We start from the raw sequence: 21,861 nt of genomic DNA, 5'->3' as shown, positions 1-21,861 counted from the left end.
TCTTTGATTACTGCCATGAAAGAATCCAGGGGAGATAAGCTGTTTCTGATCAGCACCTACATCTATCTGTGCCTTGCGCTGGTAGTGGTCCTCTATCCGCTGATCTACATCCTCAGCGCGTCCATCAGCTCGCCGCAGGATGTCAATTCGGGCGCCATGTGGCTGTTCCCGAAGAATGTGACGCTGGACGGCTACAAGCTGGTGTTCGAGAACCCGAAGATCTGGAACGGATATCTCAATACCATCATCTACACAGCGGTGGGCACTCTGCTTAATCTGGCGGTTACGCTGCCTGCTGCATATGCGCTGAGCCGGTCTGATTTTGTCGGACGCCAGCTGTTCATGGGCCTCATTCTATTCACAATGTTCTTCAGCGGCGGGCTGGTGCCGACGTATCTGATGGTTAAGAACCTGGGCCTCATTAACAGCATGGGAGCGTTGATTCTGCCGGTGGCTGCATCGGTGTGGAACATCGTGGTCGCCCGCACCTTTTTCCAGTCCACGATTCCAAAAGAATTACAAGAAGCGGCCCACATCGACGGCTGTACGAATCTGAAGCTGTTTATCCGCATTATCCTGCCGCTGTCCGCGCCGATTATCGCCGTGATGGCCCTGTTCTACGGGGTTGGACACTGGAACAGCTATTTCCCGTCCTTGATCTACTTGAACGATGAAGCCAAGTATCCGCTGCAGATGGTGCTGCGCCAGATCCTGGTCCTGCAGGAAATGTCGGCTGAGACCACAGGCGCTGCGATCAACGGCGAGGTAGCTATGGCCATGAATAATAAGGCAGAAACAGCATCGCTGGTCAAATATGGCGTCATCGTCGTCTCGACACTGCCGATTGTGGCGGTCTACCCGTTCCTGCAGCGTTATTTTGTCCAAGGGGTCATGATTGGCTCTGTTAAAGGTTAAAAGGTTAAAATGTAATGAACCTAAGGGAGGAATTATTAATGCAGATCACACGTAAACCATGGAAGATTCTGCTGTCTTCGGCTGTAATTCTTGGACTGCTGGCAGGCTGCGGGAGCTCTAATGAAGGCACTGCGAATAAGAGTACCGGGGAGGCCACGGTGAACAAGGAGGGCTTCCCGATTGTCAGCGAACCCGTAACCCTGACGCTGATGGCGCCGGATGTGGGCATTCAGAACTGGGAGAACATGCCGGTGCTCCAGCAGATGAAGGAGAAGACCGGTATTACGATGGAATATAAAAATGCGCCGAAGGACAGCTTCGAGACCAAAAAGAATCTGGTGTTCGCCAGCGGCGATTACCCGGATATCTTCTATGCTGCCGGTCTGACGACGGCCGAGCAGATGAATTACGGAGAACAGGGGATTCTGATCCCCCTTGAAGACCTGATCGAAGAGTATGCCCCGAACTTCAAGGCTTTGCTTGCGGAGAACCCGGATGTCCGCAAGTCGATCACCGCCCCGGACGGTCATATCTACTCCCTGCCAGTGGTGGAAATGAGCCAGCACTGGTACCGCAACCCCATGTGGTATAACGGGGACTTCCTGAAGGCCCTGAACATCGATAAACTGCCTGAAACGACAGAGGAGCTGTACACCTACCTGAAGCGGGTGAAGGAGGAAGATCCGAACGGCAACGGAACCGCCGATGAAATTCCGATCTCTTCGGTGACGACAACGGCCGCGAACCTGCGTGATATCCGCACCTGGCTGCTGGGCGCCTTCGGCGTCTATGAAGAAGAGATCTATGTAGACGATGCAGACAAGGTACACTATACCCCGCTTGAAGAGGGCTATAAGGAGTACCTGACGTATATGAACCGCCTGTGGTCTGAGGAGCTGCTGGATCATGAGAGCTTCTCGCAGACGGCGGAGCAGAAGAAGGCCAAGGCGCAGAATAACCGCGTGGCGCTCTTTTCCGACTGGCATGCCTATATGACTAAGGGCGGAGAGCCGTCCACGGCAGATCCGATGTTCGCTCCTGTACGCAGTGAATCGGTGGCCGCTCCGGCGATTGCCAAGAACAGAGGGATTACGACAGGCGCTTTTGCCATCACGAACAGCAATCCTGCACCGGAAGCCTCGCTCCGCTGGGTAGATTACCTCTATTCCTATGAAGGCGCTCTGTTCTTCAATAAAGGACCGGAGGGAACGCTCTGGGAGTACACCGACAAAGACAACCGTGTGAAGCAATACCTGCCTGTACCGGACGGTAAGGAAATGGAAGATTTCCGGGCTACCTTGACGCCGAACTATGGCATTCCTGCACCAACCCTGTCCATGGATGACATCAATAAGGGGCTGAAGACGGACTTTGACCTCTGGGTCGAGCAGGAGACCAAGCAGAAGTTGCTGGATCGGGGCGCACGGATTCCGTTCCCGGCCCTGTTCCTAACGGTGGAAGAGCAGACGGAAATCAGCAGTCTGAATTCGGACCTGAGCACTTATGTCAAGCAGATGGAAGCGAAGTTCATTACCGGAGCCGAACCGCTGACCGGCTGGGATAACTATGTGGCAACTGTCAAGAAGATGGGCGGAGAGCGTGTGGCCGAGATTAACCAGGCTGCGTATGACCGCTGGAAAAGCAACTAATTCCTGCAGGCGCTATCCATCTTCTTTGAAATATCATCCTCTGAAGTGCCGAGAGTGAGCGGCACGAATGACTAATGCAGAAAGGTGCTGTAAAAATGATCTATAAGGATAAAGCACGGCCTGTGGAAGATCGGGTGCAGGACCTGCTGCAGCGCATGACACTTGGAGAGAAGGCTGGACAATTAGTCCAGCCTTTCGGCTGGCAGTGCTATGAGAAGCAAGCGGACGGAACCACAGGCATGACCGAGGCCTTCAAGCGCCAGGTTGCTGCCGGAGGCGTCGGCTCCCTGTATGGGACGCTGCGTGCCGACCCGTGGACCGGGGTCACGCTGAAGACCGGCCTGTCCCCGAAGGAGGGGGCGGAGGCCGTTAATGCCATTCAGGCTTATGCGATGAAGGAGAGCCGGCTTGGTATTCCTATTCTGTTCGGGGAAGAATGCTCCCACGGACACATGGCGATAGGCGCCACTGTATTTCCGGTTCCGCTTGCGCTGGGCAGCATGTGGAACCCGGAGCTGTACCGGGAGATGTGCCGGGTGGTGGCGCTTGAGACCCGCAGCCAGGGCGGAGCAGCGACCTACTCGCCGGTGCTTGATGTGGTGCGTGATCCGCGTTGGGGCCGGACGGAGGAGACCTTCGGCGAAGATCCGTTCCTGATTGCGGCGATGGGCGTAGAAGCAGTGAAGGGCTTGCAGGGAGAACGGCTGGACGCGGAGGATTCCGTGCTGGCCACCTTGAAGCACTTCGCCGCCTATGGCAGCTCGGAGGGCGGGCGCAACTCCGCACCCGTGCATATGGGACTGCGCGAGCTGCATGAGGTCGATCTGCTGCCGTTCCGTAAGGCGGTGGAGGCCGGAGCGCTGTCCATTATGACAGCTTATAACGAGATTGACGGCGTACCTTGTACGACGAACCGTTATCTTTTGCAGGATGTATTGCGGGAGCAGTGGGGCTTCGAAGGGTTCGTGATCACGGACTGCGGAGCGCTGGGCATGCTGACGAATGGTCATAACACCGCAGATAGCGGAGAAACGGCTGTAGCCCAGGCACTGCTGGCCGGCATCGATATGGAGATGTCGGGCGAGATGTTCGAGCAGCATATCGCGGTTGCTATCACGCATGGGCGGCTGCAGGAATCCGATCTGGACCGCGCGGCAGCGCGGATTCTGGAGCTGAAGTTCAAGCTTGGGCTGTTCGACCGTCCCTATGCTGATCCTGAGCAGGCGGAGAGCATCATCGGCAAGCCGGAGCACCGGGAGCTGGCGCGGCGGATCGCCCGTGAGAGCATCATTATGCTGAAGAATGAGAATGCAGCGCTGCCGCTAAGCAAGGAGATCCGTAAGCTTGCCGTGATCGGTCCCAATGCGGATGCGCCGTACAACCAGCTTGGCGACTACACCTCGCCGCAGCCCGCAGGCGCGATTGTCACCGTGCTGGACGGCATCCGGCAGGCGCTGGGCGGCGAAGCGGATAAGGTCCTGTATGCACCCGGCTGCCGGATCAAGGGCGATTCGCGGGAAGGCTTCGACCATGCACTCGCCTGTGCGGCCGAAGCCGATGCGGTGGTGCTGGCGATCGGCGGCTCCAGCGCCAGAGACTTCGGTGAGGGAACGATTGATCTGCTCACCGGTGCTTCTGTTGTGACCGAGCATTCCTGGAGTGACATGGAATGCGGCGAAGGTATCGACCGGGCTACGCTGAATCTGATGGGCGTGCAACTGGAGCTGGCGCAAGAGATTCATAAGCTGGGCAAGCCGCTGATTGTGGTCTATATCAATGGCCGTCCAATTGCAGAGCCTTGGATTGTAGAACATGCTGACGCCATTCTGGAAGCGTGGTACCCGGGGCAGGAGGGCGGACATGCGATTGCCGATATCCTGTTCGGCGAGGTGAATCCTTCGGGGCGGCTGACGATCAGCATTCCGAAGCATGTAGGCCAGCTTCCCGTGTATTACTACAAGCGCCGGACAAGAGGCAAACGGTATCTGGAGACGGATTTCCACGCCGAATACCCCTTCGGCTATGGTCTTAGCTTCACTGAATTTGGGTACAGCAACCTGAAGGTGGAACCTCCTGTAATCTCTGCGGATGAAGAAGCGCTTGTCTCCGTGGATGTGACTAATAGGGGTGACCGGGCGGGCAGCGAGGTGGTCCAGTTGTATATTTCCGACTTGGTCTCCTCCATTACCCGGCCCGAGAAGCAGCTGAAGGGCTTCCGCAAAATCAGCCTTCAGCCGGGAGACACGCAGACGGTAACGTTCCGTGTAGGCCGGGAGGAGCTGGAATATGTATCAGCGGATCTGACGCGGATCGTCGAGCCGGGAGAATTCGCGGTGATGGCAGGCCCTCACTCCGCAGAGTATCTGAGCGCGCCGCTCCAGGTCAGAGAGGAGGGCTAAGCCATGAAGCGAATAGAGCGGTTCACCGGATGGCTGGCCAAGCGGCAGTGGGCTGAGAAGATAGAGCTTGCGGAATGGACGATGCGCAAATCCCGTTACCTCACTCCGGGCTGCTATGAGCATGAGGAGGAGCTACACCAGCAATACAACGTTTCCCGGCTGGATGGCGGGTATGGCACTACGTATTTCCTTCAACGGGAGATCACGGTTCCGGAAGGCTGGGCGCATGAAGAAGCGGCGCTGCTCTATCTGGGACGCGGGGAAGGATTGCTGAAGCTGGACGGAGCGCCCTATCATGGGCTGGACAGCAATCACTGGTTCATTCCGCTGCCATCTTATGCTCCGGGTGAACGCCTCAAGCTGGATATCGAGCTGTATGATCCGGTGCCTGAGCCGGAGGACCCGCTGAACCGGCAGGCGGTGATTAAGCCGCCGCTGACAGGCATTGAAATGAAGCTTGTGCGCGTCAATCGTCCGGTATACAGCCTGCTGTATACGGTGCGAATCGTACACGAAGCAGCCCTCCTGCTGCCGGAGGGCGACATGCGCCGCATCCGCAGCCTTAAGACGCTGGAGCGGGTGATGGACACGCTCTATCTGAAGGAGGAGCTGCTCCTGGACGACGGTGCCGTCACTGCGGCGGAACAGCAGTTACGGTCTGCTGCGGCGGCGGAACGGTCTGCGGGACTGCACCCGGGAACGATGCATATGGTCGGCCAGTCCCATATTGATGTGGCCTGGCTGTGGCCGGTCCGGGAGACGGTGCGCAAGGTCAGCCGGACCTTCTCCACCGTCTGCACCCTGATGGACATGTACCCGGAATTCCGGTACTCGCAGAGCCAGCCCCAGCTGTATGCCTTCGCCAAGGCGCATTATCCGCAGCTATACGAGCGGATCAAGGAGCGGATTGCCGAGGGCCGGTGGGAGCTGGTCGGCGGCATGTGGGTAGAGCCGGATCTGAACATTCCCGGCGGGGAGTCGCTGGTCCGGCAGATGCTGTACGGCCAGGACTTCTATATGAAGGAATTCGGCAAGCATTCCGCGATTGAATGGCTGCCGGATACCTTCGGCTATTGCGCCTCCCTGCCGCAGCTGCTGAAGCAGGCGGGCATCAATTATTTCATGACCACCAAGCTGGGCTGGAATGATACCAACCCCTTCCCGCATACCTTGTTCCACTGGGTCGGCATTGACGGGACGAAGATTGTAGCCTATCAGAACCACGGGGTGAACGAGCATGCGCATCCGAAGGATGTGCAGGAGCACTGGCAGGCCAACGCCCAGAAGGAAGAGCATGATGAGCTTATGCTGCTCTACGGCCACGGCGACGGCGGTGGCGGAGTCACCCACGAGATGCTGGAATATGTGAGCCGCACCGAGCTCGCCCTGGGCCAGCCGGTCAGCACATTCTCAACGGCAGAGGCATTCTTCTCGGAGATTGGTGCGCGCCAGCCGGAGCTTCCGGCATGGCACGGCGATCTCTATCTGGAGCTTCACCGGGGGACCTTCACGACCCATGCCTTCAATAAGCGCAGCAACCGCAAAGCGGAGATCCTATACCGGCAGGCGGAGATCTGGAGCGTGCTGGCGCAAAAGGACGGTGTGCTGGAGTTGGATCAGCCGGATCAGCCTGATCAGCCTGAATTGCAGCGTCTGCTGCCCTCCGGGGAGCTGGCCGAAGGCTGGAAGCTGCTGCTGCTCAACCAGTTCCATGACATCATTCCGGGGACTTCAATCCCTGAGGTGTATACGACCTCGCGGGAGGAATACGCCGAGATCTTCCGTCTGGGCGGGCAGGTGCTGGACCGCTCCCTGCATGCTCTGGCGGCTGAGGTGAATACATCGGGCGAGGGCCGTCCCTATGTGGTCTTCAACAGCCTGGGCTGGGAGCGGACGGAGCTGCTCCGGCTGGAGGGCGGTCCTGAGCTGGCTGCTATGCAGGCCTTCGATGAAGACGGGCCGCTTGCGAGCGAATGCTGGAACACGGAGGCTGGCGGGGGCAGCTACACTCTGGCTGTGCAGGTCCGTAAGATTCCGGCCTTTGGCTGCCGGACGATCTGGCTGCGGGAGGCTGCGGAGCCAGCCGAAGTACGGCCTGAGCCGCAGGGTGATCCAGCCGCAGGAGCCGATTTCCCGGAGCAATGGGAGACGGATCATTATATCTTGAAGTTCAATGAAGACGGCGAGATCAGCCGCTGGCTGGACAAAAGCGCAGACCGTGAGCTGCTGCCGCCCGGCCAGACCGGCAACCAGTTGCAGTTCTATCATGACACCCCGCCGCTGTGGGATGCCTGGGATATAGACCCGCGTTATGAGCAGCAGCCTGCGGGCAAGGCGAGGCTGCTGGACCGCGTGGTAGTCAGCAACGGACCTATGCAGACCGTGCTGAGGTTCCGTTGGCAGCTCGGTGAATCGCAGATTGAGCAGGAGATTGTATTGCCCCGGAATAGTCGCAGAGTGGATTTCCACACCAGCGTAAGCTGGAGGGAGCAGCATAAGCTGCTGAAGGTTGCTTTTCCGGTGGATATGGCTGCCGCGAAGGCTACGTATGAGATTCCGTTCGGCGCGCTGGAACGCCCTACCCACCGCAATACCAGCTGGGAGCAGGCGCAATTCGAGGTCTGCGGACACCGCTGGGCCGATCTGTCCGAGGGCGGCTATGGCGTCAGCCTGCTGAACGACTGCAAATACGGCTATGACATCCATGACGGGGTGCTGCGCCTCTCGCTGCTGCGTTCCCCGCGCTGGCCGGACCGTAATGCCGACCAGGGTGAGCATGAATTCACCTATTCGCTCTATCCGCACAGCGGAGAATGGCGGCAGGCCGATGTAGTACGGGAAGCGGCAGAGCTGAATGAGCCGTTGCTGGCGGTCAGCGAAGCCGCACATCCCGGCCAATATCCAAGCACCCATGCCTGGATTGCCTTCCAGAGCCATCATGTCATGCTCGACACAATTAAGCAGGCAGAGGACGGCAGCGGCACGATTATCCGGCTGTATGAAGCTGCGGGCAGCAGAGAGTCCGCTGTGCTGGATTGGAAAGACGAGGAGATCAGCGCCTGCCGCGTCAATCTGCTGGAGAGCACGACCGGCTCCGTGGAGACCACCGGCGGTGTGATCCCGCTGTCCTTCAGACCTTATGAGGTCCAGACGCTCAAACTATACCACGAACATCATTCGCAGGAGGAATAGACATGCAAATTACAAGACATCCCAATAATCCGATTGTCGTCCCGGGCGGCTATGAGTGGCGCAAGGTTACCGTGTTCAATCCTGCGGTTATCATCGATAACGGCAAGTTCTATATGATCGAGCGTACAGCCGGTTCCCTGACCCCGTGCAAGAACTATCTCGGCCTCCTAGAGAGCGAGGACGGCGTGAACTTTACCCATGTGAAGGATGAGCCGATTGTTACGCCGGATATGCTGGGCTTCCCGTACGGTAGCGTGCAGGACCCGCGTATTGTCAAAATCGATGGAACCTTCTACCTCAACTACGCTCTGCGCCCCTGCGCCATGAGCTATTATCCTACCGGGGCCGGCGTTCCTGAGCGCTCCATTCCGACCTACCCGGACGGCTGGGGGGAAGAGGAGGGCCACTGGCTGACCCGTTCCTCGATTCTGAAATCAACCAATCTGCTGGACTGGGAGTTCGTGGCGGACACCACGCCGCTCCACATCAACGACCGGGACAACATCCTGTTCCCTGAGAAAATAAACGGCAAATTCGTGCTGCTCCGCCGCCCCGAAGAATATGTGGGCGAGGCTTACGGAACGGAGAAAGCCGCCATGTGGATTACCTATTCCGAGGATCTCGTGAATTGGGAAGAGCCCAAGCTGCTAGCCACCGCCGGGAACCTGGCCTGGGAATCGCGGAAGATCGGCGGCTCTACGCCTCCAATCCGTACAGACAAGGGCTGGCTGGTGCTCTATCACGGTGTAGATGAAGAGATCGTCTACCGCGTGGGGGCGATGCTGCTGGATCTGGAGCAGCCGGAGAAGATCATTGCCCGGACCCATAATTTCATTATGGAGCCGGAGGCGTATTACGAGAAATTCGGCTTCCAGATTCCGAATGTCATCTTCCCGACCGGCAATGTGGTCAAGGATGGCCTGCTCTATATCTACTACGGCGTAACTGACACAGCAATTGCGCTCGCCACGGTGCCGCTGGATGAACTGGTGGAGCATATTCTGAAGGAAGCGGAGTAGGCGGCAGTTTCAGAAATCGGAGTAGGAAATGAAGTGGAGTGTGCAATGAAGTGGAGCAACCAGTCCCGGTTCCCCTGCGGGCGACGGGTTCATTCCCAACTGCCAGGGAACTCCTTTATAAGGCATTGAGGACATAAATGTTGCACTTTTTGCAGCTTCGGTTCGTACGTAGCCAGGTGTACAGGCAGATTCTTGCATAGAATTCAACAATCTGCCTGCTAAGCGGCCTGAACAAGGTGAAATCCTGCCTTTTGTGCAACAATCGCGGATTCGGGCCAAACCGCTACGGGAACTGTTGCATTTGTTGCAGGATTATAGGGGTGATCACCAGATTTCAGGGGTTCAGGCTATTAACTATTCACAGGATAAATAATTGCTTGGACATCGCAATGTCAGATTCAGCCTATCCACAGGGCGGAAGCCCCGCCTTAAACCGGTCTTTTCGCAGCGGCCCCCTTCAAGGCATGTTCCTTGCGGTATTGCCCTGGCGTCAGACCGGTTTCTTTTTTGAACTTGCGGATGAAGTTCGGCGCGTCGAGATAACCGACCTGCTCGATAATCTCCTTGAGCGGGGCGCTGGTGTTCTCCAGCAGCCGGATGACCTCGTCCACACGCCGCTGCCAGATATATTGCGAGAAATTGCTGCCGGTCTTCTCCTTGAAGCTCCGGCTTAAATAAGAGGTCGAGATGGCGAACTTCAGCGCCACATGTTCCAGGCTTAGGGTGTAGTCTGCGAACTGCTGGTCCACATACGCCAGGATGTCATCCATCAGGGAAGACTCGCTATTCTCGGTGTTCCGCTCCACCTGCGCACAAATGGCGGAAGCCAGCGAGAGCAGCCGGCTCTCCAGCTCCTCCAGCGTCTCGAAGGAGGTCAGCTCCGGCATATTGGTGAACACCTCATCCATACCAAGCTCCGAGGCGGTGCGCAGAAAAGCATTCAGCAGATCGAAGCAGATACACCGCAGCAGATGAACCTGCAGCGGCTCGTCCTTGATCGTGTCAATGGTATCGGCAATCATCTGGGCCGCTACCGATTCGTTGCCCTGCTTCAGACTCTGCTCCAGCTTCAGCATGGTTTTGCGCGGAATCCAGAAGCTCTCGGCAGCGGTAGGATTCAGCTCCGCAAGCTGCTCGAAGTAGGTGACCTGGCCGCTGCGCCGGATCATCCGGTGCTCCAGCGCGGCGGCGGCTTCAATGAAAGACTGGTTCAGCCGGGCCAGGTCCCGGTAGGCCATACCGACACCGATACTCAGCGCAAGCTGCGAGTGTTCACGGATCACATCCTGAATCACTTCAATCACCTGCTCCATCCGGCTCTGAACGGGCAGTTCTCCCTCCCCTGGAAGGGAGATGATCAGGGCGAACTGGTCCTTGACCGAGAATTCAATCCCGAAGATCTGCGCATCCGGGCCCGGCAGGCAGATATTGCTGAGCATCTCCTGCAGCAGATGGCGTTCCTGCCAGGACTTGCCGCCCGGCGCTGTATCATCCCAGGACAGGATAGCCGAGAAGTAGAGGCCCTGTCCCTGCGGATGCCGGAAGCCTGCGCTCAGGATCATCTGTTCAATCTCGGGATCATCCGGCTGGCCGTGCTTGAGCAGCAGCAGCATACACTGGTTGCGGACAAAAGGCTCCTGGAGATCAATCCGGGCACTGTAGTCATGCAGCGTCTGGCGGATGGACTCCCATTCATTGCGCAGCTTCGGAGCTTCATTACTGCTGCCTCTCGGCTTGGCGAACTCCATCAGATCGCGGATCGGGTGGTATTGCCGCTTGGCCAGCAGCAGCGCGGCCGCTATACCGGTAACGACTGTAATACAGAAGACAATCAGGATCAGCGTCTGGACATGGGCGACACGGCTGAAGAACTGGAAGCTGGGCATCGTGGTGACGTAGGTCCAGCCATTCTCCTCGGACTTCACGGACACCACGGAGTACTGCTCCCCGTCCAGGTCCAGATTGTGAATTCCCGGCTCAAGGGCGGAGAGGGTCTGAAGCTCGTTCTGGGGAAAGCTAACACCATGGCTGTTCGCGGTCAGCACCCCGCCGGAGGGGCCGAAGATATAGCTGCTGCCCGAGAAATCGCTCAGAACCGAATCCATGACGCCGGTAAGATTGGATTCCTTCATCAGATAGACGACCGTCCCGTAAGGGAACGGGTCATTCGGCTTCACGGGAACAAGCATGGCGAGCATCGGCTCGATCCGGGAATTGACAGTCACATTCTCAGCAGGACGCACGAGCGGCTGCCGGGTCTCGTTCAAGTCGCGCCACAGCTCCTCCGGGGTCCAGCGCTCAAACTGATAGAGGGTATCGAAGGTGACATGAAGATCAGCCAGCCCACGGTAGGAATAGATATTCGAATCGCCGTGGAAGTAAAGGAACAGATCCTCCGCGATGCTGCTGCTGGCCTTGTAATTCGCCAGTGCCTGAATCGCCTCCAGGCTGTAATAGGGATGGCGGACCATATAAGGAGTCAGATGCTTGTCATAGGCAATTCTTCCGGCGATCTCCTGAAGCTCATTCATCCGGCTATCGATGGTGCTCTTCACCTGATTCAGCTGATTAACATTGGATTGTTCAATTTCGACCCGCAGGCCCTTGACGGCGTTTTCATAGACAAAGATGGTAACGCCGGTGAGCGGGATCAGGAACATGAGGATATAGGAAAAAGCGTATTTCAGCAGCAGCCTTGACTTAAAATGATTCCAGGTCAGCCGGAACCGGTTCAGCAAGGATGGCTGGGGTGCGGGATTGGACATGCAGCAGTACCTCCAGTGTTAAGATATTCGGACCAGAAATCTTGGATGGAACCTCTTGGATTAGAAATCGCAGTTCTCTTCTGGATTACATTTGTGCTACTATAAACATTATAACATTATAATCTTTGGAGTGAAGCAGCTTTATATTTTTATTAAAGGACGGCACAGCTGTTGCTACTTGTTAAATATAAGGATGTATGGAGTTCATGTCATTAATCATTTTTTGTAATTCCCCTGTAAATCTGTAATTGAAAAAAGGAGATGGGACGAGTGGGCACAGAGAACGTGCTGCGCAATTTGCGGCTGGTGGACGGCCGGACGGTGGATATCTCCATTCAGGAGGGACTCATCACCGCGATTACCCCGCCGGGGCAGGCGGAAGGCAGGACACTGCTGGACTGCTCCGGGTTATACGGCTCCAGCGGATGGATTGATCTGCATGTGCATGCTGTGCCGGAGCTTGACCCCTACGGCGATCAGATCGATGAGATCGGGGTGAAGCAGGGAGTGACGACACTGGTGGATGCCGGGAGCTGCGGAGCAGACCGGATCGGGGCTTTTTACAGTGCCAGTCTTCTGGCCGATACCCGGGTATTCGCGCTGCTCAATATCTCAAGAATCGGCCTTGCGCGGACCGATGAGCTCTCACAGCTGGACTGGATTGACCGGACTTGCGTGCTTGCGGCAGCGGCAGCGTATCCTGAATTCATCGTCGGCCTGAAAGCCCGCATCAGCCAAAGTGTCGTCAAAGACAGCGGCATGCAGCCGCTTAAGCTGGCACGGGCCTTGTCGGATGAGATGAAGCTTCCGCTCATGGTGCATATCGGCTCTGCTCCGCCTGCTATCTCCGAAGTGCTGGAGCTGCTGCGGGCGGGCGATGTAATTACCCATTACCTGAACGGCAAAGCCAATAATCTGTTCCGGGCGGACGGCACACCGCTGCAAGAGCTGCTGGATGCTGTCGCAAGGGGCGTTCATCTGGATGTCGGTCATGGCACGGCAAGCTTCTCCTTCCAGGTAGCTGAGCAGGCGAAGCGGGCAGGGATTGCGCTGAATACAATCAGCACAGACATCTACCGGGGCAACCGGCTGAACGGTCCGGTGTACAGTATGGCAGATGTACTGACGAAATTTCTGTATCTCGGCTACAGTCTGGAAGAGGTGATCCGTGCCGTCACCAGCAGCGCTGCAGATTGGCTCGGCAAGCCGGAGCTTGGGCAGATCCGGGTAGGCGGTCAGGCGAATCTGACCTTGTTCTCCCTGGAAGCAGGGGAGAAGCAACTGAAGGACTCGGAAGGCGATGTCCGGACCGTGAATCACTATATTGAAGCAAAAGGAGTCTTTATCAATGGATCACTCATTACAGGCTAAATATGGATTGAAGCGTGTGGTTAATGCCAGCGGAAGAATGAGCATTCTCGGCGTATCCGCGCCCACCGATTCGGTGATGGAGGCTATGAAGCAGGGCGGACAGCAGTATGTGGAGATCGCGGATCTGGTGGACAAAGCGGGAGCGTACATCGCCCGTCTGCTTGGCTCGGAAGGGGCCGTTGTCGTGAACTCGGCCTCCAGCGGCATTGCGCTGTCGGTGGCAGCCATCGTGACTGCCGGAGATCCGCGCCTCAGTCTGCGCCTGCACCAGGAGCCGGTGCTGAAGAATGAGATCATTATGCTGAAGGGCCATAATGTGCAGTATGGAGCGCCGGTGGAGACGATGGTCTTCCTCGGCGGCGGCCGGGTGGTCGAAGCAGGATATGCCAACGAAGGCCGCGCAGAGCATATTGAACAGGCCATCGGTGAACGTACCGCAGCGATCCTCTATGTGAAATCCCACCATGCCGTACAGAAGAATATGATCTCTGTGGAGGAGGCCTGGGAGGTTGCACAGCGCAGGGGCGTGCCGATGATTGTCGATGCGGCTGCGGAGGAGGACCTGCGGAAGTATGTCCAGTATTCGGATTTGGCCATCTACAGCGGCTCGAAGGCTGTGGAAGGTCCAACTTCGGGCATTGTAGCGGGCAAGCAGAAATACACCCAGTGGCTGAAGGTGCAGCTCCACGGGATCGGCCGCAGCATGAAGGTTGGCAAAGAGACGACCTTCGGATTGCTTCAGGCGTTGGATGAATACCAGACCAAGGCTGACAACAGCCAGCAGGAGAAGCAGGCGCTGGAGGCGCTTCAACCGCTCACTGGTCTTCCCGGAGTGTCGGTCCGCACCGTGCAGGATGAAGCGGGCCGGGCGATTTACCGGGGGCGCATCCAGATTGATGCCGCTGCTGCGGGCGTGGATGCACGGGAGGTCAATGACCGCCTGCGGGAAGGCGATATTGCCGTGTATACGCGGGACTATGGCGTGAAGCAGGGATATTTCGATATCGATCCGAGATCGCTGCAGGGCGATGATCTGCAGGTTATCGTCAGCAGAATTCATGAGATTATAGGGGGCAGATCATAATGAGCAAGATTCAGGAGCGTTTCTATAAGAACAGAGCGGCACTGAATGTACTGGCTGGCAGTATCGGGAATGCCAAGGATATCTATGAGGCTGCCGAAGGGCATGTTCTGGTTGGCGTACTCTCCAAAAATTACACCAACGCCCGGGAAGCGTCCGCCGCTATGACGGAGTATGGACAGACGATCCAGGACGCTGTATCGATCGGGCTTGGAGCCGGGGACAACCGCCAGGCGGCGGTTGTCGCAGAGATTGCTTCAAGCTATGCAGGCAGTCATATCAATCAGGTGTTTCCGGCAGTAGGTGCGACCCGTGCCAACCTGGGAGCAAAAGACAGCTGGATTAACAGCCTGGTCTCTCCCTGCGGACAGCCGGGCTATGTCAATATTTCCACCGGTCCGGTCAGCGCGGGGAATGCTTCGCAGGCCATCGTTCCGGTACATGCTGCCATTGCTCTGGTCCGGGACATGGGCGGCAATGCGCTCAAATATTTTCCGATGAAAGGGCTGGAGCTGGAAGAAGAATATCGTGCTGTAGCCACGGCTTGCGGAGAAGCCGGATTTGCCCTGGAGCCTACCGGCGGCATCGATCTGGATAACTTCGCGCCTATTCTGGAGATTGCGCTTCAGGCAGGCGTACCGCAGGTGATCCCGCATGTCTATTCCTCAATTATTGACCCGCAGACTGGAAGTACGAACGTACAGGATGTCCGTACGCTGCTCCGTACGATGAAATCGCTGGTGGACCGGTATGCCTAGAATCGCTGCCTTCGGCGAAGTGATGATGCGGCTTCAGGTTCCGGGGGTGGAGACACTGGCCCAGAGCAGCAGGCTGGAGTATTCTTTTTCGGGCAGCGGGGTGAATGTGACGGCGGCGCTCGCCAGATATGGCCATAACGGAGCACTGATCACGACCTTGCCGGAGACTCCGGTAGGGGAAGCCGCAATCGCTTATCTGCGCAAGCTTGGGGTAGATACGTCGCTGATCCGCCGGGGCGGCAAGCACCTCGGAATGTACTTCCTGGAGAACGGGTTCGGCGCCCGCCCCGGAAGAGTCACTTATACCGACCGGCTGGGCAGCAGCTTCAATACCGCAGAGGCCAATCAGTATGATATGGCGGCGCTGGCTTCCCGGGTGGATGTACTTCATCTATGCGGCATTACGCTGGCTATGAATGACGGGGTGCGCGGGCAGATGAAGCAGCTTGCGGCGGAGGTGAAGCGTGCCGGTGGCAGGGTGGTATTTGATTGCAACTACCGTCCGGCGTTATGGGGTGAGGAGGGGTATGCCAAGGCCCGTCCGCATTACGAGGAGCTGCTTGCGCTTGCCGATCTGGTGCTGATGAACGAAAAGGATGCGCTGTACATTCTTGGCACCGCAGCGGCAGATTATGATAGAATAACACAGTTGAAGCAAGCGATTCCCGCTGTGGCGGAGCGCTTCGGAATCAGAGCGGCAGCGGGCACCCACCGTGAGATTAACGCGGACAATACGCATTCCCTGACAGGATATTTGTACCGGCAAGGTACATTCGCGTTCTCCCGCAAGCTGACCTTCCCGGTGTATGACCGGATTGGTGCCGGTGATGCTTTTGCCAGCGCTATTATCCATGGTGAATTGCAGGAGTATCCGCAGCAGCAGACGGTGGAGATGGCAGCCGCCGCAGCGATGCTGGCCCACACTATCCCGGGCGATACCGCGCTGTTTACCGAGAGCGAGGTGCTCCGGGCGCTGTCAGACTTTACCTTAGATGTTGAAAGGTAGTGAACGTAAGGTGTCACTGAAACGCAAGCAAGGCCCTTTATACCAGCAGATCCAGAAGATCCTCAAGGACCGGATTCTGCACGGGGTATACCCGCTCGGCAGCATTATTCCCTCCGAGCCTCAGCTCGAGAAGGAGTTCGGTGTCAGCAAAATGACGGTCCGCGGCGCGGTCCAGGAGCTGGCCCAGGAAGGTTATGTGCAGAAGAAAAGCGGTGTCGGAACCATAGTCATGCGCAATACCTCCTACCAGAAGCTCTCCAAGGGCAAACGGTTCACGGAACTGCTGGTCGAAGCGGGCCATAAGCTGGAAAAGAAACTGCTCGCATCCCAGCACCTCGTAAATGAAGCTGGAACAGAGGAATACAGCCGCTACGGGCCGTATTGCCAGCGGATCGAACGTCTGTATATTTTGGATGGACAGCCCTATATACATCTGGTGCATTTCCTGACGGCAGCAGCCCTGTCCGGCGGGGGAGCGGCAGAGATGGGGGCAGACATCCAGTCCCTGTACGACTCGCTGGAGGAGAACGATATTGTGCTGGAGAACTTCAGGGACCGCTTCTTCGTGGAATCGGCACCACCCGAGGTATGCGTACTGCTTAAGCTTCCGCCGGGGACACCTGTGCTGAAGCGCCTGCGCAACTCCTATGACGGGGAAGGCAGGCTGATCGAACACAGCATCGGCAGCTATAATACGGAGCTTCATCATTATCTGGTCAGCTATGATACTTGAAGCTGTGGTTCCTTTGGACAGATGTTGCAGCCACAAGATTTGTTAGAGGGATAACCTCGCACTTGGTCCCGCTGCTTGCAGCGGGGTTTTTACCATGGATGTAGCCTGCAGCTGAGAATTGTGCCTGAAAGGCAACATTCGCTGAAACCTATCGGCTCTATCCCTCCAAAGTTGCACAAAAGGCAGCATTCCTCCCGCTTGAGGCAGATGAACGTAACTTTTGCTGTATTTCATACAACATTCCTTCCGGATATGCCGTAATAGCTGCGCGTAGGTTGCAGAATGTACAGCATTTTGCAGGGAGGTTATTCTGGCTTGCTAAACTTAATAAAACACAGTGAATTAATAAGAATTTTATCTTTTCAAATGACATGGTTTGTGAGAGAATAGGTACAATTCTTTATTGTTAACGTTTGCCATTATCGATTTATGAGGAGGAAATACCCATGTCAGAAGAGCGCAAGCTGTCATTTGAGACCCTAGCCGTTCATGCAGGCCAGGAGATTGACCCAACTACTTTAGCCCGTGCCGTGCCGCTGTATCAGACTACATCCTACGGGTTCCGCGATGCGGAGCACGCAGCGAATCTGTTCGCGCTCAAGGAGTTCGGCAACATCTATACCCGGCTTATGAATCCCACCACCGATGTGTTTGAACAGCGTCTTGCCGCGCTGGAGGGCGGGGCCGGGGCACTGGCGACAGCTTCCGGAATGGCGGCTATTTCCTTCTCTATTCTGAATATTGCCGGAGCCGGGGATGAGATTGTATCCTCCGCAAGCCTGTACGGCGGGACTTATAATCTGTTCTCTACAACGTTGCCCAAGCTGGGGATTAAGGTGAATTTTGTGGATTCCGATAACCCGGAGAACTTCCGGGCAGCGATTACGGACAAGACCAAGGCGCTCTACGCTGAGACGATTGGCAATCCGCAAGGCAATGTGCTGGATATCGAAAAGGTTGCAGCCATCGCCCACGAACACGGGATTCCGCTGATTGTTGACAACACCTTCCCTAGTCCGTATCTGCTGCGTCCGATTGAATTCGGGGCGGATATCGTCGTACACTCGGCGACCAAATTCATCGGCGGCCACGGTACCTCCATCGGCGGAGTCATCGTGGACGGCGGCAAATTCGACTGGAAGGCCAGCGGAAGGTTCCCTGGACTTACTGAACCAGACCCGAGTTACCACGGGGTAGTCTACACTGAAGCGGTCGGACCGATTGCTTATATCATCAAAGCGCGGGTTCAACTGCTTCGTGACCTAGGCGCGGCCATTTCACCGTTCAACTCGTGGATGCTCTTGCAGGGGCTCGAAACGCTGCACCTGCGTCTGGAGCGCCACAGCCAGAATGCACTCAAGGTTGCCCAGTATCTGGAGGCGCATGATTCTGTGGAGTGGGTAAGTTATGCCGGACTGCAGAGTCATCCATCCTATGAGCTGGCGCAGAAATATCTGCCTAAGGGCCAAGGGGCAATCCTGACCTTCGGCATCAAAGGCGGAGCAGCAGCAGGGGTGAAGCTGATCGAGAATGTGAAGCTGTTCTCCCATCTGGCTAACGTCGGTGACTCCAAGTCGCTGATCATCCATCCGGCCAGCACGACCCACCAGCAGTTGTCGGACGAAGAGCAGGCGGCAGCCGGTGTTAATCCGGAACTGCTGCGCTTGTCCATTGGCACCGAATCCATCGACGATATCCTCTATGATCTGGAGCAGGCGATTGCTGCCAGCCAGCAGTCTTAAGGGGAAGAGCAGAAGCGGGCTATGCCGCTGAGCTAATATCCCGGAAACCTAGCTCCTGACAGCATAGGATGAGAAATTACCAGCCACTGTGTTATGCAGAACCTTTCTGCATGATACGGTGGTTTTTTGCTGAATATAAGCATTTATATGTTTCACACGATAACTTATCCTTCTATTTCTCGCTGAAACGGTACCGTCCTTATAAAAGGACGGTAAAGCCGTCTCCACTTGAGCGGGAGCAGGAGGTGGGGGGGAATGGGAGGGGGGAGGCGGAGTGTTTGCGAGGAAATAAGGAAATGGTTTGTAAGAAAAGCGGTTCGTGAGGAACTGATCCGAGGAATTGGGCCGGCGAATGTATTTTCTGCAGTAGATTAGGCTATATTCGGCGTTAAAATCCGTTCTGATGTATTCCATACAACAAACAACAGAATATGTAAAGGTTACTTCCCGCCTACTTCAACTCGCCCACCTACTGAAGCTCGCCACCCACCGCTTGTCCACTACCCATTCGAGTAAGTTGCTGCTGCTGCATTCATTTGATACCGTTTGCATATTTCAGTGCCTTTGCCAGTATTTATAGATTGAAGCATGTTAAGTGCTGGCAGCAGCCCCTTGAGGGGAGCAGATCGGCAGTAATCCAAGTGAGAAAAGGTGGGTGCGAGGATGAAGGGTGAACGACAGCAGAAGGATGATCCAAACAAGGAAGAGCGCCCGTTCAAGTATAACACCGGCGACCGGACCATTGGCATAGAGATGAGCCAGTCCGCATCTGTAGCTTCCGCCGCAGCGGAATTTCTTGCTGATGGGGAGCCGCGTAAGGGAAAAGTGAACCGGGAGCGGACTTATTCCCGCCGCCCGGGGGAGCGTCAGGCATTCCTGGTCCTGCGTGATGGAACGGGTGAGCGGTCTCATCAGCGTGAGGAGCCGGGTGTCTACCCTGCGGGCCCTTGCCTGATCCGGGGTGAGGAATGGCTGCTTGCGCCAGAGACCGCAACACTCTATTCAAGCTGGATGTCATGCAGTGATGAGGAGCAGGCAGAGCGTATCCTGCAGCGGATCTATCACCGGCTGCGGGCTGCTGCTGCCGACCTCCTGGAGTCGGCGGACGGCGTCTGGGCCGCGGTTGCTCTGCTCTATACGCCGGAGCTCGCTGCCCGCCCGGCCAGACTTGCTGCGCTTCAGGATGCGCAGCTTGACGCGCTGTTCGCCGCCGCCCTGCACAGCCAGCGGCTGGGCGGCGACAGCCGCATCGACTTGCTGGCGCCGTACCCCGCCAGCCTGGAGGAATTCGCGGCGCAGCGCGAATTCATTGAGGCTGTGGCCGAGCAGACTCTCGGCCACGCTTATGCGGCAGCCTGCCGCATCGGGGCGCTGCTCGCGCCCGATGTGGGGCAGGCTGCCGCCGGGGAAATCGCGCGTATCGCCGATTTCCTGGTGCTGGACGGCGCGGCGGAGGAGGCCGCGCCCGGGGAGAACGCCGCCGAGGGCTTCGCCACGGCGGCGGCTGAGGTGCTGGCCGCCGTACGCCGGGTACGGCCGGCGGCGGCAGTGCTCGCCGCGGGGGCACCGGCGGCGTACGCGCTGGCCGATCTGTATGAGATCGGCCTGAGCGGGGTCTTTTGCAGCGCAGCCCTGCGGACTGAAGCGCTGCTCCGGGCGGCCTGTCTGACCTGGATCGCCCGGCAGGACAATACCGACGCTGCCGCCGGAGGATGGCAGTAGCTGCCGGAGAGGATGGCTGCTGTCCCTGATCCCCATCTAGAGCGGCGACTGTGTTCAAGCTGCTGCTACCGCCAGAAGGATTATCGCCGTCACCACACCGATAATCTGCCTGTGCTACTCGCAGCCGTACAGCGCAACGCTGCGACTCATGCTGTTCAAGTTGCTGCTGTCAGACAATACGCTCTCCAAAGACCCTTAATATCTAAGCGCCTCTACTATAACAAAAACCCGATTCCACCAGCCATCCAGGCTGCGGCGGAATCGGGTTTTAATATGCCTGCTTATGGCCTTCAGACTAACTGGCTACTGTTGGCGAAATCCTGCACTAAATACAACATTCCCCGCGTTAAGTCGGCTCTAACTCAGGATTGTTGTAAGAAATGCAGCATTTCTCATCCCCCAAACCGAGGGGCGAGCCAATTCCTGCATTTTGTGCAACATTCCACTCAAACGCCCGGGAGTAAGTAACCAAAGCTGCAATTAGTGCAACATTTCTCCTTCGTGACCAACAAGCCTCCTAATCCAACAGTCCCCTAACCCAGCATTCCCTAACCCAACCGTACCGTTGCCCCTCCGGGAATCCGGCAGGCTTCGCCCTCTACGGAGATCCATACCTCCACTGCCGACGGATTATAGACCATCTCCTGCGAAGCCGAGAAGCGCAGTCCCTGCACAGCGGAGAGGTAGTCCACGATCTCGATATTAGTGGCATACCAGATGTCTTCGTGGCCGCCCATCATAGCGGCGAACTGCTCCAGCTCCTGCCAGTTGCCGTCGTCATTGAACTCATAGCTGTGTCCCCAGACATAGAGCAGCTGCATATACGAGAAGCGGGGCTTCTCCTCCAGGAACTTCTTACCCAGGGCCAGCATCTCCTTGTGGTGGCAGGTAGGGTGCCAAGCCAGCAGGTTGTCCGGCAGGCTGAAGCTGTGGTGGGAATTCACCGTGCGGGAATACTCAATACCCAGGGCAGGGAGCAAGCCGACCACCTGATCATTGTAATTGCCGAACGGATAGGACATGCCCCTTACCGGATAACCGGCCAACTCCTCCAGCGCCTTGCGGTCCGTCAGAATCTCATCGGCGATCCCCTCGCGCGGAGTCATAGTTAGGAAGGGATGGGTGCTGGTATGCGCCGAAATCTCATGCCCCTCATAGAGCGCAGCCACCTCGTCCCGCGAGATGTAGCCTTCATTGCCGAACAACCCCGAATTGAGATGAAAAGACCCCTTCAGCCCATGCTGATTCAGAATCTCCACGAGCTTCCGGTCGTAGGTTCTTCCATCATCCCAGCTTAATGTTAGCGCTTTAGCAACACCGCCGGGGAAAAGATCAAACTTGATTCTCATTACCTGTTACCCTCCCTGATTTCTCTTTATGTAGATTGAACTGGAAATTTATAATGTGGGATTTGTTCCTGACTCCGTGGAGGCCTTGCTCTTCCGGGCGCTGCCAGTCTGCGGCTTCCTCTAAGTCACTTCTCCCATTATTAAATTTACAGGTCCAATC

Annotated in this window: 14 protein-coding genes; 12 read left to right on the top strand and 2 right to left on the bottom strand. The window is 56.9% G+C overall.

Features of this window, described 5'->3' with window-relative positions; all coding sequences use genetic code 11:
- Nucleotides 1-3: 3 nt before the first annotated feature.
- The 5 genes from ACFSX3_RS32800 (at nucleotide 4) to ACFSX3_RS32780 (ending at nucleotide 9,174) form a co-directional block, all read left to right on the top strand.
- Complete coding sequence (locus ACFSX3_RS32800) at nucleotides 4-915, top strand: carbohydrate ABC transporter permease (RefSeq protein ID WP_209991803.1); 912 nt, start codon at nucleotides 4-6, stop codon at nucleotides 913-915.
- Nucleotides 916-953: 38 nt separating this feature from the next.
- Nucleotides 954-2,564, top strand: a complete 1,611-nt coding sequence (locus ACFSX3_RS32795) for an extracellular solute-binding protein (RefSeq protein ID WP_209991804.1) — start codon at nucleotides 954-956, stop codon at nucleotides 2,562-2,564.
- Between the two features lie 95 nt (nucleotides 2,565-2,659).
- Nucleotides 2,660-4,963: a glycoside hydrolase family 3 N-terminal domain-containing protein gene (locus ACFSX3_RS32790; RefSeq protein WP_209991805.1), complete on the top strand. Its 2,304-nt coding sequence runs from the start codon at nucleotides 2,660-2,662 to the stop codon at nucleotides 4,961-4,963.
- 3 nt (nucleotides 4,964-4,966) lie between these two features.
- The gene (locus ACFSX3_RS32785; protein WP_209991806.1) at nucleotides 4,967-8,155 is read left to right on the top strand and encodes an alpha-mannosidase; all 3,189 of its coding nucleotides are present in this window, start codon (nucleotides 4,967-4,969) and stop codon (nucleotides 8,153-8,155) included.
- 2 nt (nucleotides 8,156-8,157) lie between these two features.
- Nucleotides 8,158-9,174 (top strand): glycoside hydrolase family 130 protein, encoded by a 1,017-nt coding sequence (locus ACFSX3_RS32780; protein ID WP_209991807.1) that lies wholly within the window; start codon nucleotides 8,158-8,160, stop codon nucleotides 9,172-9,174.
- A gap of 428 nt (nucleotides 9,175-9,602) precedes the next feature.
- On the opposite strand, the gene ACFSX3_RS32775 is transcribed toward ACFSX3_RS32780, so the two are convergent.
- Nucleotides 9,603-11,939, bottom strand: coding sequence for a helix-turn-helix domain-containing protein (locus ACFSX3_RS32775; RefSeq protein ID WP_209991808.1), 2,337 nt, complete (start codon nucleotides 11,937-11,939; stop codon nucleotides 9,603-9,605).
- Between the two features lie 270 nt (nucleotides 11,940-12,209).
- Between ACFSX3_RS32775 and ACFSX3_RS32770 the strand changes: the two genes are divergently transcribed.
- From ACFSX3_RS32770 to ACFSX3_RS32740, 7 genes are all read left to right on the top strand, one after another.
- Nucleotides 12,210-13,310 carry an amidohydrolase/deacetylase family metallohydrolase gene (locus tag ACFSX3_RS32770; RefSeq protein ID WP_379254934.1) on the top strand — a complete coding sequence of 367 codons (1,101 nt, stop codon included), beginning with the start codon at nucleotides 12,210-12,212 and terminating at the stop codon, nucleotides 13,308-13,310.
- Nucleotides 13,288-14,394 carry a DgaE family pyridoxal phosphate-dependent ammonia lyase gene (locus ACFSX3_RS32765; RefSeq protein ID WP_209991810.1) on the top strand — a complete coding sequence of 369 codons (1,107 nt, stop codon included), beginning with the start codon at nucleotides 13,288-13,290 and terminating at the stop codon, nucleotides 14,392-14,394. Before ACFSX3_RS32770 ends, ACFSX3_RS32765 begins: the two co-directional genes overlap by 23 nt.
- The gene (gene dagF / locus ACFSX3_RS32760; protein ID WP_209991811.1) at nucleotides 14,394-15,149 is read left to right on the top strand and encodes a 2-dehydro-3-deoxy-phosphogluconate aldolase; all 756 of its coding nucleotides are present in this window, start codon (nucleotides 14,394-14,396) and stop codon (nucleotides 15,147-15,149) included. The genes ACFSX3_RS32765 and dagF overlap by 1 nt, the downstream gene beginning before the upstream one ends.
- Entirely contained in the window at nucleotides 15,142-16,155 is a 1,014-nt protein-coding gene (locus ACFSX3_RS32755; RefSeq protein ID WP_209991812.1) for a sugar kinase, read from the top strand. The genes dagF and ACFSX3_RS32755 overlap by 8 nt, the downstream gene beginning before the upstream one ends.
- 10 nt (nucleotides 16,156-16,165) lie before the next feature.
- Entirely contained in the window at nucleotides 16,166-16,888 is a 723-nt protein-coding gene (locus ACFSX3_RS32750; protein ID WP_209991901.1) for a GntR family transcriptional regulator, read from the top strand.
- 446 nt (nucleotides 16,889-17,334) lie between these two features.
- A complete protein-coding gene (locus ACFSX3_RS32745; RefSeq protein ID WP_209991813.1) occupies nucleotides 17,335-18,630 on the top strand; it encodes a homocysteine synthase in 1,296 nt (431 codons plus the stop codon).
- Between the two features lie 663 nt (nucleotides 18,631-19,293).
- Nucleotides 19,294-20,352: a hypothetical protein gene (locus ACFSX3_RS32740; RefSeq protein ID WP_209991814.1), complete on the top strand. Its 1,059-nt coding sequence runs from the start codon at nucleotides 19,294-19,296 to the stop codon at nucleotides 20,350-20,352.
- A 548-nt stretch (nucleotides 20,353-20,900) separates the two neighbouring features.
- On the opposite strand, the gene ACFSX3_RS32735 is transcribed toward ACFSX3_RS32740, so the two are convergent.
- Nucleotides 20,901-21,701, bottom strand: a complete 801-nt coding sequence (locus ACFSX3_RS32735) for a polysaccharide deacetylase family protein (protein ID WP_209991815.1) — start codon at nucleotides 21,699-21,701, stop codon at nucleotides 20,901-20,903.
- Nucleotides 21,702-21,861 lie beyond the last annotated feature (160 nt).

It is taken from the genome of Paenibacillus rhizoplanae (assembly GCF_042684125.1).
GTDB classification, from domain to species: Bacteria; Bacillota; Bacilli; order Paenibacillales; family Paenibacillaceae; genus Paenibacillus_AQ; species Paenibacillus_AQ rhizoplanae.
Note: the sequence above shows the minus strand (reverse complement) of the source record. Positions and strands in the feature narration are given on the sequence as shown.